Origin of the sequence: Staphylococcus sp. FSL W8-1268, assembly GCF_038003965.1 — a bacterium.
Lineage (GTDB): Bacteria > Bacillota > Bacilli > Staphylococcales > Staphylococcaceae > Staphylococcus > Staphylococcus hominis.
Genome location: NZ_JBBOQE010000001.1, coordinates 2,191,373 through 2,203,439, shown reverse-complemented (window position 1 = coordinate 2,203,439; position 12,067 = coordinate 2,191,373). Strand labels below are relative to the sequence as shown.

Genomic DNA, 12,067 nt, shown 5'->3' with positions numbered 1-12,067 from the left:
TTGTTTGAAATTCTGTCTCTCTTGTTATTTTATGATTCTGTGGATAATTCTCCATAATGGTTAGAATTAAATTTTTCTTTATCTAAGTTACCTGTTAAACGTGCTGTACCAGTACCTGCTAACATGGAATCATTGACATTTAGAGCGGTACGACCCATATCAATAATTGGTTCGATAGAAATTAATACACCAGCTAATGCAACTGGTAAGTTTAAAGTTGATAATACAAGAATTGAAGCGAAAGTTGCACCGCCACCAACGCCAGCTACACCAAATGAACTAATCACTACAACGCCAATTAGTGTAAGAATGAATGGTATATCGATGTCAACATGAGCAACAGGAGCAACCATAATAGCAAGCATTGCTGGATAAATACCAGCACATCCATTTTGACCAATAGACAAACCGAATGAAGCTGAGAAGTTTGCAATACCTTCAGGTACTCCTAAACGTTGCGTTTGAGTTTGCACATTTAAAGGAAGCGCTCCTGCACTTGAACGTGATGTAAATGCAAAAATCAGTACTTCAAGTGTTTTTTTAACATAACGAATAGGATTGATTCCCATAATCGCTAAAATAATTAAATGAATAACATACATTGTAAGTAAAGCTGCATAAGATGCAATCATGAATTTACCTAATGTCCAAATTGCTGAAAAATCACTTGTTGCAATTGTAGAAGCCATAATTGCGATAATTCCATAAGGAGTTAATCTTAAAACAAAGGTAACAATTGACATGATGAGAGCATAAACAGCATCAATACCACGTTTTAATAAGCTACCATTATCAGGTTGTTTACGTGCAACACGTAAGTATGCAAATCCTACAAAAATAGCAAATATTACTACTGCAATAGTTGAAGTTGTTCTCTGACCAGTAAAATCTAAGAAAGGATTGCTTGGTAATAATTCAAGAATTTGTTGTGGTAGTGTATTCGCTGTAAGCTGCTTCGCTTCACTACTAATTTCATTTCCTCGTGCATGTTCTGCACTACCTAAATCGATACTTGAAGCATCAAGGCCAAATACAATGGCATAAAAAATACCTACAACGGCTGCAATAGCGACAGTACCAATTAAAAACATAAAAATATAAGAACCTATCTTAGCAAATTTATCGCCAATTTGTATCTTACTAAATGCTGAAACAATAGAAATAAAAATAAGTGGCATAACAATCATTTGTAATAATGTCACATAGCCATCTCCAACGATGCTAAACCAATCAGTTGTGGTTTCAAGCACTTTAGAATTAACACCATAAATAAGGTGTAAAATAATTCCATATACAATTCCTAATCCTAGAGCGGTAAAGACTCGTTTTGGGAATGATACATGTTTTTTAGCCATAATGAATAAGCCGATAATGAAAATCAACATGATGACAATGTTAATAATTGAAAATAATGTTCCCATATAATGATTCTCCTTTTATTAGTTAAATCCGACACATTTAATAAGAATAGTATTAAATATATAATAATTCAATACTTTAAATAACATAAATTATTAAATGTTTTTACAAACTAATGATAAATAGATACAAAATGAGTATTAAAACAAAAAAGCAGGATTGAAATTTTTTAATTTCAATCCTGTTTTAGTAAATAGCACTATATACAGTTGTGACATTAAAGATTAAATAGTCTAGCTAAGAATCCTTTTTTCTCATTTGAAGATGAAACATAAGTTTGATGCTCTTTTAAAGTATCAATCGCTTGTTGATTGTTATCATTAATTTCTTTAACCAAATTATTTTTAGTATAATCAGATTGTTCTTTTTGAGCTGTTTGAATGGCAACTAATGACTCATTATTTGCCTCCAATTTTTCAGTAATTTGACTTTGTAATTCCTTAAGTTCATTTTGTTGTTGATGAACTTGAGTAATCATTTGACCTAACATTTGACGTTCTTCACGCATTTTTTGTATTTCGGTACGTAAGTCTTCTACTAATTGTGTAACGCCTTGATCAGCAGGTAACTGTTGTTGGTCTTCTTTAACGATAACTTGTAAAAAGTCTTTTTCTTTTTCTAATTCTTCGAAAGCTAAATCATAGCTATTTGTTTGTTTTACCTTTTCTGCAATATCTTGGAAAAGTTCAATATCTTCTTCTTTAAAATCTGTAGCCTCACGACCACGATATTCAGTCTTGCTAAGATGATATCCTCGTTCTTCTAAATGTTGGACGATTTTACGGACTTGTTTTTCACTTAGCTCGACACGTTGAGCAAATTCTTTAGTTAACATAATGAAGTCCTTTCGTATTTAAATAATATATTCATTCATTTACGCTGACGTTTGTCTTCGGTAAGTGAAACGTCAGTCTAACCTCGCATATTAGTTTAACCTTTTATATCGCTCTTTTCAAGTATTCTATAAGGATGAACGTAAATTCATCTTTTCTAAAAGGGGATATATAATATCTCTAGAAATTCCATTCGCAAATACATATTTGAGAATATAATTAGATTTCACACTAGCAGGATAGATGTCTTTTGTAAGTTCAATGTTAGATTTAATAAATAAGTCAGTATGTATAGGTGTTTCTTCAAACGTATAATTAGGATGCAAGTAGTCAATGTCATATTGTTGTTCAAAGTCATTTTCTAATAAGATATGATGACGTCGTTTAATTAATTGATTATCTAATATGCTATTATCATGTTTCGGGACTTCAATCATTAAAAAGTTAATATCTCTAGAATGTACTTTATTAGATAATATATTTAGGTGTGTTTCAACTTCATTTAAAGTTTGAGATATGATTTCATTATAATTTGAATCAACTACAGCTAATAAGTGGACTAGAAATGCTGAATTTGTTGTTGCTTCGTAGTGTGCTGTGGCCAAACTGATTATATTTTCTTTCTCAATACCAACAATCAAAACATAATCATTTTCTGTTTTATTATTCTGTAAGGATTGTTTTGTGATAGTGCTGTCTTCAAAAAAATCAACATCTAATTGTTTATTATAAAACTCGACAGCTTTTTGATAATAAGCGTCTTCTAAAGAATAAATAGTGTGAAATTTCATAGCGATCTCCCCGCATTATATTTTTTTAAGTATAGCACATGTGTAAAGTAGCACATCATAATACAAAATATAATAAAAAACTTCTTTCAAAGTTATAAACGATTCACACTTTACTTTGAAAGAAGCATATATTAATTTTTGACTGTTACTTTGTAAAAACGTATGTTCATTTAACAATCGACATGATTAAATACAATGAATGGTTAAACTTATTTTTAAGATTTTGGACCATCAGACTCATTAGCGTAATGAGTGATATCAACTTCTTCATAAGCTGCGTTGTTTTTTTCAACTTCATTATGTGAAGAAGCGTCTTTTCTAGTGATTACTAAAAATTTGCCATCAAGCACATCTTTTTTATATTGTTCTGCTTGGTTATCAGATAGTTTGAAATTATTCAATACAGCTTCTTCACCATCTTCACCGGTTAATAAGCGTGACATGCGATCACTGAATGAACCACTTGTTGCTATAAGTGTTACTTGAGAATTATGTAAATCATCTAAATGTAATTTAGATTCACTGATAACAAATATCTCATTTTCTGAATATCCTTCTGCTTTTTTCTTTTCAATCACATTGTAAATTTGATTTTCATTATCTAGAACTGTAATATCTGGCATATTCATCGTCCTCCATCATTTCATGCTACTTTTAAATAATTATACCCTAATGAATAGATATAAAACGTTTCGATATAATTATATAATTAAAAATATGTAATTTACAAATACGGTTTTTTTAATAAGACATTAAACGCTTACATTTATAAGTAGCGTGATTACAAGGATAAACTCTCCATCAGTTATTGAAAATAAGCTTAAAATTTGCTATTATCATTAAATAATTTATATTGCTCATATAATCTGAAGAATATGGCTTTAGAAGTTTCTACCGTGTTGCCATAAACAACGCGACTATGAGTTCAAGTACAAAGGTAAGGAAGTTAATGAGAAGTTTGAGGATTGGCTAAGATGTCTTGTATTATATTATCATTTGTATAATGTAAAGTATTGTTTATCATCTATAAATCTAAATCATTTACTTCTAAGTTACAAATGAATGTGTATCGTACTTGTTCACTTATAGATCCTGAAACTAGATAAAAGTTTCGGGTTTTTTTATATAAAGTTTAGGAGGTTTTGAAGTGGAAGCGCTCGAACAAAAAGTCAAGGAAGATGGCGTAGTCATTGATGAAAAAATATTAAAAGTTGATGGATTTTTAAATCATCAAATTGATGCCAAATTAATGTATGAAGTGGGTCAAACATTTTATAAACAATTTAAGGGTAAAGGGATTACGAAAATTTTAACTATTGAGGCTTCCGGTATTGCTCCTGCAATCATGGCTGCATTACATTTCGATGTGCCATGCTTATTTGCAAAAAAAGCAAAGCCAAGTACTTTAAAAGATGGGTTTTACAGTACTGATATCCATTCATTTACTAAAAATAAAACAAGTACAGTGATTGTATCAGAAGAATTTTTAGGGCCTGAAGATAAAGTATTAATTATTGATGATTTCTTAGCAAATGGTGATGCTTCACTTGGATTGTACGACATTGCACAACAAGCTAAAGCAGAAACAGTAGGCGTAGGAATTGTTGTAGAAAAAAGTTTCCAAGATGGACAACAAAGATTGGAAGAGGCTGGTTTAACTGTTTCTTCATTATGTAAAGTTGCTTCCTTAGCAGGGAATAAAGTGACTTTACTAGGTGAAGATGAATGAAAAATTTAATTTTAAGTGTACAACATTTATTAGCAATGTATGCAGGTGCTATTTTAGTACCTATCATTGTAGGAACAAGTTTAAAATTTTCACCTGAAGAGATTGCTTATTTAATTACAGTAGATATTTTTATGTGTGGAGTAGCTACATTTTTACAAGCAAATAAGATTACTGGTACAGGACTACCTATTGTTTTAGGATGTACATTTACTGCTGTAGCACCTATGATTTTAATTGGACAGACTAAAGGTTTAGACGTGTTATATGGATCATTGTTCCTATCAGGTATCTTAGTTGTAATCATTGCTCCATTCTTTTCTTATTTAGTTAAATTTTTCCCACCTGTTGTTACAGGTAGTGTCGTTACAATTATCGGAATTAACTTAATGCCCGTTGCTATGAATTATCTTGCTGGTGGTCAAGGTGCTAAAGATTATGGTAACCCTAAAAATCTAATTTTAGGTGGAGTGACACTTATTGTTATCTTACTATTACAACGATTTACAACGGGATTCTTAAAATCTATTGCAATTTTGATTGGTTTAGTTATAGGCACGATATTGGCTAGTATATTTGGATTAGTTAATGTTAGCCAAGTTGGTGACGCACATTGGCTCGGTATTCCACGACCATTCCGTTTCTCAGGATTTGGCTTTGATTTCGGTGCAACATTAGTGTTTACAATTGTAGCAATTGTAAGTCTGATCGAATCAACAGGTGTATATCATGCATTAAGTGAAATCACTGGTCGTAAGCTTGAACGTAAAGATTTTCGTAAAGGTTACACTGCGGAAGGTCTAGCCATCATTTTAGGATCAATCTTTAATGCTTTCCCTTATACAGCTTATTCGCAAAACGTAGGACTTGTTTCACTTTCTGGAGCTAAGAAAAATAAAATCATATATGGAATGGTAGTCTTACTTTTAATATGTGGTTGTATACCTAAATTAGGTGCTCTGGCTAATATTATTCCTTTACCTGTGTTAGGCGGTGCAATGATTGCTATGTTTGGTATGGTAATGGCTTATGGGGTAAGTATTTTAGGAAATATTGACTTCAAAAATCAAAATAATTTATTAATTATTGCTGTATCAGTCGGACTTGGTACAGGAATTAGTGCTGTACCTCAAGCATTTAAAGCTTTAGGAGAACAGTTCGCTTGGTTAACTCAAAATGGTATTGTTTTAGGAGCAATCTCTGCTATTATTCTTAATTTCTTTTTTAACGGTATAAAGTATAAACAAAACGACGAAAATGTGAAATAATAAGACTAACTATATAAAAAATGGAGGCTGTGTTATAAATGTGGGAAAATAAGTTTGCTAAAGAATCATTAACTTTCGACGATGTTTTGTTAATTCCAGCTGCATCAGACGTATTACCAAGTGATGTTGATTTAAGCGTAGAATTATCAGATAAAATTAAATTAAATATTCCAGTTATCTCTGCTGGTATGGATACAGTAACTGAATCTAAAATGGCTATTGCTATGGCACGTCAAGGTGGTTTAGGTGTCATCCATAAAAACATGGGCATTGAAGAGCAAGCTGATGAAGTACAAAAAGTAAAACGTTCAGAAAATGGTGTTATCACGAATCCATTCTTCTTAACACCAGATGAAAGTGTTTATGAAGCAGAAGCATTAATGGGTAAATATCGTATTTCAGGTGTGCCTATTGTAAAAGATGAAGAATCAAGAACACTCGTTGGTATTATTACAAATCGTGACTTACGTTTTATTGAGGATTTCTCAATTAAAATTTCAGATGTGATGACTAAAGAAAATTTAATTACAGCTCCAGTTGGTACAACATTAGATGAAGCGGAAGCAATCCTTCAAAAGCATAAAATTGAAAAACTACCATTAGTAGAAAAGGGTCGTTTAGAAGGTCTCATCACAATTAAAGATATAGAAAAAGTACTTGAATTCCCTCATGCTGCGAAAGATGAGCATGGTCGTTTACTTGCAGCAGCAGCTATCGGTACATCTAAAGACACCGAAATTCGTGCACAAAAACTTGTAGAAGCAGGAGTAGATGCGTTAATTATTGATACAGCGCATGGACATTCTAAAGGTGTGATTGAGCAAGTCAAAAAAATGAAAGATAAATATCCTGAACTTACAATTATTGCAGGAAATGTTGCAACTGCTGAAGCCACACGCGCTTTATTTGAAGCAGGTGCAGACGTGGTTAAAGTAGGTATTGGACCTGGATCAATCTGTACAACACGTGTCGTTGCAGGTGTAGGTGTACCACAAATTACTGCAGTATATGACTGTGCTACTGAAGCACGTAAACATGGTAAAGCGATTATTGCTGACGGTGGTATTAAATTCTCTGGTGATATTATTAAAGCATTAGCGGCTGGTGGTCATGCTGTTATGTTAGGTAGCTTATTAGCTGGTACTGAAGAAAGCCCAGGCGCTACTGAAGTCTTCCAAGGTAGACAATATAAAGTATATCGTGGAATGGGGTCTCTTGGAGCAATGGAAAAAGGGTCAAATGATCGTTACTTCCAAGAAGATAAGTCTCCTAGAAAATTTGTTCCAGAAGGTATTGAAGGTCGCACAGCTTATAAAGGACCATTACAAGATACCATTTATCAACTTATGGGTGGAGTAAGAGCTGGTATGGGTTATACTGGTTCACCAAACTTAAAAGTATTACGTGAAGAAGCACAATTCACACGTATGGGCCCTGCAGGTTTAGCTGAAAGTCATCCACATAACATACAAATTACTAAAGAATCACCAAACTATTCATTTTAATGTAAGGTGAGCAAGAAACGATTAAATTAAGAAAGTACGCTTTTCTATAAAATATTTATAGAGGTTGAAACGATGTATTGTCTTTATAAATATGAAAAGCGTCTTTCTATTGTTTACATAAATTAAATTTAAAGGAGATTTACTATTATGGAAATGGCTAAAGAACAAGAATTAATTCTTGTCCTAGATTTCGGTAGTCAATATAACCAGTTAATTACACGTCGTATTCGTGAAATGGGCGTTTACAGTGAATTACACGATCATGAAATTTCTATAGATGAAATTAAACGTATGAATCCTAAAGGTATTATTCTTTCAGGAGGTCCAAACTCTGTTTATGAAGAAGGTTCATTTACAATTGATCCTGAGATTTATAATTTAGGTATTCCAGTGTTAGGTATTTGTTACGGTATGCAACTTACAACCAAACTATTAGGCGGTAAAGTTGAACGTGCAAATGAACGTGAATATGGTAAAGCAATTATTAAAGCAAAATCTGATGAGTTATTCTTTGGTTTACCAGAAGAACAAACAGTGTGGATGAGTCATTCAGATAAAGTCATTGAAATTCCTGAAGGTTTTGAAGTTATTGCTGATAGCCCAAGTACAAATTATGCTGCCATCGAAGATAAAAAACGTCGTATTTATGGTGTACAATTCCATCCAGAAGTACGTCACACAGAATACGGTAATGATTTACTAAGAAATTTTGTCCGTCGTGTATGTAATTGTACAGGTGAATGGACAATGGAAAACTTCATTGAAATTGAAATCGAAAAAATTCGTGAACGTGTAGGTCATCGTAAAGTATTATGTGCAATGAGCGGTGGTGTAGATTCATCAGTTGTTGCAGTATTATTGCATAAGGCCATTGGTGACCAATTAACATGTATTTTTGTAGACCATGGTTTACTTCGTAAAGGCGAAGGCGATATGGTAATGGAACAATTCGGTGAAGGCTTTGATATGAATATTATTCGTGTAAATGCCAAAGAACGTTTTATGGAAAAACTAAAAGGCGTCTCTGATCCAGAAAAAAAACGTAAAATCATTGGTAATGAATTTGTATATGTGTTTGATGATGAAGCGGCTAAATTAACAGATGTTGATTTCTTAGCACAAGGTACACTTTATACAGATGTGATTGAATCAGGTACAAAGACAGCGCAAACAATTAAATCTCACCATAATGTAGGTGGATTACCTGAAGACATGGAATTTGAATTGATTGAACCTATTAATACATTATTTAAAGATGAAGTTCGTGCCTTAGGTATTGAATTAGGTATTCCTGAACATTTAGTATGGAGACAACCATTCCCAGGTCCTGGTTTAGGTATTCGTGTGTTAGGTGAAATTACTGAAGATAAATTAGAAATCGTTCGTGAATCTGACGCGATTTTACGTGAAGTGATTCGAGAAGAAGGTCTTGAAAGAGAGATTTGGCAATACTTCACAGTACTACCAGGTATTCAATCTGTAGGTGTTATGGGTGATTATCGTACGTATGATCATACAGTAGGTATTCGTGCTGTAACATCAATTGATGGTATGACAAGTGATTTTGCACGTATCGATTGGGAAGTGTTACAAAAAATTTCTAGTCGCATAGTTAATGAAGTAGACCATGTAAACCGTGTCGTCTATGACATTACTTCTAAGCCACCAAGCACTATAGAATGGGAGTAGCCCATTAAAAAACGAGCATTTTCGTGAGAAATGCTCGCTTTTTTTATATTAAATTCAATAATTTGGACGTTTATGCTAATTTCTTTTTGATTGAAATAATTGTCCTCTCTGTTGTAGTGACGCTCTACAGTTTACTTTTTGAAGCCATCATCAATGACATGAATAACCATGAAAAACTAAAAAAGATACCGCCAACTACGTCAGTGAGATAGTGAGCATGGAAGTATCATCTTGAAAATAAAATACCTAACCATACTACAATTAACACCGTATTTATTATGTATTTTACCCAAATATTTCCTAATTTAAGGATAAGTACAAAAATAAGAGCAAAAATAACCATCGTACTTGTTAAAGCATGTCCGCTTGGGAATGAAAATCTTGCATCAATTGTTAAGTGATCATAAGGTCTTGAACGATGAATGATGTCTTTTAACGCAATGCCTATGATACCTGCTGAAGCTACTGTTGTCGGTAACCCTATTGCTAATAAGAAGCGTCGCTTAATTAAAACGATAGTTGCGATGATAAGGGTAAGGGTAATAAAGGTTGCAATATCGCCGTATGATGCTAGAAATGTCATAAAATCATTGAACCAATTATCTTTGAAATTCATTTTTGGTTCGCCAAATGTATTTAAGAACCCATAGAATTATTGTAAATCTAATATATGTGTCCATAACGACTTAGTAAAAACCGAAAAAATAGCTAAGGCAATCACAAAAATATGATAGTCATCCTTCATTATTCAAAAAAAGCAAATAAAATATAAAAAAACTTTACAAAAAAATTAAGCGTTTTCACAGAATTGTTACATGAATATTGAACAAAGTATGTTATTTTATAAGTAATGAAGTAAATTCATTTTATCCATGAGGGTTTGGGACATACTTTATCGTCTCAAACTCTTTTTATATATTAGTAATTAAAGATTGAGTTTATAATATTTTTGGGGGTATTATTTAAACAAAATTGATATAAAAAGGAAAGTTGAAATGATATGACTGTTATCTTTTATATTAGAAATTTGACTTTTAGTTGATATTTTCATATATTGTATTTAATATGCATCAAATTATACATAGGTTTATATCAAGCAATGAGACAAAAAGTATCATGCACTTTATTGTTTAATTGAAGGGTAAAACTGATGTACTTAAATCTAAATTATAGGTTGCTTAAAGAGCATTAATAAATATATTGAATGAGCATAAAAGAAGCCTACAATAGATAGTCGTCCTTTTTTAATGGGATAAAACTAAACTATTGTAGGTGTTTTATTATATTATAAGCGATAGTTATATATAGGTTACAGTTTAAAAGTGGAGGAATGATAATGTTAAGTATGAGTAGTTTACTTATATTATTTTTTATAACGCTTATTATAGCAGCGTTAAGTGGATTGATTGTATTAATTCCCTCAGTTCCAGTTAAATACATAAGATTTCACTTAGCTTTACTTCTATTACCAGTTATTGTAGGTATTGTAGGGTTAGTAAATATAAACGAAAGAGAAGTTATTGGCATATTTACATTAGATAAATTTGTTTGGTTAGTAGGTGCGTTTGTTTTAGCGTTAGGTTTTATTATTCAAAAGTTTTCAACGCGTTATTTATTAGGAGATCACAATTATCGTAAGTATTTTCCTTTATATACATTTACAACTGTTTTTGCTTCACTAGGTTGGTTAAGCAATGACTTACGTTTAATGACTTTATGTTGGGGATTAACGTTATGTTGTTTAACACAACTAATTAAATTGAATAAAACTTGGAAAGTGCCAGCAGAGGCAGCAAAAGTTTCTGCACGTTCCTTTATTATTGGATGGTTAGCGCTATTAATTGCGGTTATTTTGCTATACATAGGAACAGGAGAATGGACAATCGATCCTTCTCAAAATTATGACTATGCTCTAAATCATGGTCTAAAATTAGTTATTGACTTATTGCTTGTTGTTGCTGTTATTATTCCAGCTGCGCAATATCCATTTCAGAGTTGGTTAATTGAATCAGTTGTTGCGCCTACACCTGTATCAGCTATTATGCATGCCGGTATAGTTAATGCGGGGGGCATTATTTTAACGCGTTTTTCACCGATATTTGATAATTCTATTGCTCTTACAATATTATTAATTATTTCTAGTATGTCAGTATTGATTGGTTCGGGCATTAGTTTAGTACATGTTGATTATAAACGACAACTTGTTGGATCAACGATGAGTCAAATGGGTTTTATGCTCGTTCAATGTGCGATGGGTGTTTATTCAGCTGCGATTATCCATTTAATATTGCATGGTATATTTAAAGCCACGTTATTCTTACAATCAGGCTCAGTTGTCAGACGATTTAATATACCAACTCCACCTAATATTAAGAAATCATATGGATGGATAATACTTGGAAGGGCTCTTGCATTGATTATTGCAATTGTGTTTTTTATGACAAGTGACCATAGTCCATATATTTTGATTAGTGCATTTATCTTAGCATGGTCTATCTCTGTATCATGGAATCAACTTGTGGCATTAAATAAAGGAGTAATGGGACGCTTTATAGGTATTACAATGATTGTAGTTGTTGCAATGGTTTATATTGTGACTCATCAAGTATTTGTTAATATACTTCATCATGTATATATGGCTCCTGCCCATCCACCGTTAATTAGTATTATAATTAGTATTGCGATTTTAGTGTTAGGTAGTATTTTTAGTATTTGGGTCGCTCGCCATCGTACATCTACAGCCTTTGCTAAAGTTTACTTATGGTTAATTAAAATTGGAGAAGCTAAATTTAAATCTGTAGAAAGCCATCCAAACTATTTAAAGAAATATTTATAA

At 32.2% G+C, this 12,067-nt stretch carries 9 protein-coding genes, 1 pseudogene and 1 riboswitch; of the genes and pseudogenes, 5 read left to right on the top strand and 5 right to left on the bottom strand.

All coding sequences use genetic code 11. The annotated features are described in order from the left end of the window. Positions 1-29 precede the first annotated feature (29 nt). The 4 genes and pseudogenes from NST64_RS11160 to NST64_RS11145 form a co-directional block, all read right to left on the bottom strand. Entirely contained in the window at positions 30-1,421 is a 1,392-nt protein-coding gene (locus NST64_RS11160; RefSeq protein ID WP_049335862.1) for an L-cystine transporter, read from the bottom strand. 362 nt (positions 1,422-1,783) lie between these two features. Continuing rightward, a pseudogene (locus NST64_RS11155) lies at positions 1,784-2,254 on the bottom strand (DNA-binding protein); the annotation flags it as partial. Positions 2,255-2,380: 126 nt separating this feature from the next. Beyond that, positions 2,381-3,043, bottom strand: a complete 663-nt coding sequence (locus NST64_RS11150; protein ID WP_107632310.1) for a hypothetical protein — start codon at positions 3,041-3,043, stop codon at positions 2,381-2,383. A gap of 215 nt (positions 3,044-3,258) precedes the next feature. After that, positions 3,259-3,666 carry a general stress protein gene (locus NST64_RS11145; protein ID WP_002447977.1) on the bottom strand — a complete coding sequence of 136 codons (408 nt, stop codon included), beginning with the start codon at positions 3,664-3,666 and terminating at the stop codon, positions 3,259-3,261. A 214-nt stretch (positions 3,667-3,880) separates the two neighbouring features. Further along, positions 3,881-3,983, top strand: a riboswitch (purine riboswitch). 207 nt (positions 3,984-4,190) lie between these two features. On the opposite strand from NST64_RS11145, the gene xpt reads away from it, so the two are divergent. From xpt to guaA, 4 genes are all read left to right on the top strand, one after another. Then, positions 4,191-4,772 carry a xanthine phosphoribosyltransferase gene (gene xpt, locus NST64_RS11140; RefSeq protein WP_107632311.1) on the top strand — a complete coding sequence of 194 codons (582 nt, stop codon included), beginning with the start codon at positions 4,191-4,193 and terminating at the stop codon, positions 4,770-4,772. Then, positions 4,769-6,037 carry a xanthine permease PbuX gene (gene pbuX / locus NST64_RS11135; protein WP_002447962.1) on the top strand — a complete coding sequence of 423 codons (1,269 nt, stop codon included), beginning with the start codon at positions 4,769-4,771 and terminating at the stop codon, positions 6,035-6,037. Before xpt ends, pbuX begins: the two co-directional genes overlap by 4 nt. Before the next feature lie 38 nt (positions 6,038-6,075). Beyond that, positions 6,076-7,542, top strand: coding sequence for an IMP dehydrogenase (guaB, locus tag NST64_RS11130; protein ID WP_049418746.1), 1,467 nt, complete (start codon positions 6,076-6,078; stop codon positions 7,540-7,542). A 147-nt stretch (positions 7,543-7,689) separates the two neighbouring features. Next, on the top strand, positions 7,690-9,231 hold the full coding sequence (gene guaA / locus NST64_RS11125) for a glutamine-hydrolyzing GMP synthase (protein ID WP_002447954.1): 1,542 nt from the start codon (positions 7,690-7,692) through the stop codon (positions 9,229-9,231). Between the two features lie 226 nt (positions 9,232-9,457). Here guaA and NST64_RS11120 read toward each other — a convergent pair whose 3' ends face one another. Next, positions 9,458-9,847, bottom strand: coding sequence for a phosphatase PAP2 family protein (locus tag NST64_RS11120; protein WP_239667871.1), 390 nt, complete (start codon positions 9,845-9,847; stop codon positions 9,458-9,460). A 720-nt stretch (positions 9,848-10,567) separates the two neighbouring features. Here NST64_RS11120 and NST64_RS11115 point away from each other — a divergent pair. Then, positions 10,568-12,067 (top strand): NADH dehydrogenase subunit 5, encoded by a 1,500-nt coding sequence (locus NST64_RS11115; RefSeq protein ID WP_107632312.1) that lies wholly within the window; start codon positions 10,568-10,570, stop codon positions 12,065-12,067.

Excerpts from the sequence above, each read along its gene's own strand:
- NST64_RS11160 (WP_049335862.1), bottom strand. The coding sequence starts at position 1,421 with ATGGGAACATTATTTTCAATTATTAACATTGTCATCATGTTGATTTTC.
- NST64_RS11150 (WP_107632310.1), bottom strand. The coding sequence starts at position 3,043 with ATGAAATTTCACACTATTTATTCTTTAGAAGACGCTTATTATCAAAAA.
- NST64_RS11145 (WP_002447977.1), bottom strand. The coding sequence starts at position 3,666 with ATGCCAGATATTACAGTTCTAGATAATGAAAATCAAATTTACAATGTG.
- pbuX (WP_002447962.1), top strand. The coding sequence starts at position 4,769 with ATGAAAAATTTAATTTTAAGTGTACAACATTTATTAGCAATGTATGCA.
- guaB (WP_049418746.1), top strand. The coding sequence starts at position 6,076 with ATGTGGGAAAATAAGTTTGCTAAAGAATCATTAACTTTCGACGATGTT.
- guaA (WP_002447954.1), top strand. The coding sequence starts at position 7,690 with ATGGAAATGGCTAAAGAACAAGAATTAATTCTTGTCCTAGATTTCGGT.
- NST64_RS11120 (WP_239667871.1), bottom strand. The coding sequence starts at position 9,847 with ATGAATTTCAAAGATAATTGGTTCAATGATTTTATGACATTTCTAGCA.
- NST64_RS11115 (WP_107632312.1), top strand. The coding sequence starts at position 10,568 with ATGTTAAGTATGAGTAGTTTACTTATATTATTTTTTATAACGCTTATT.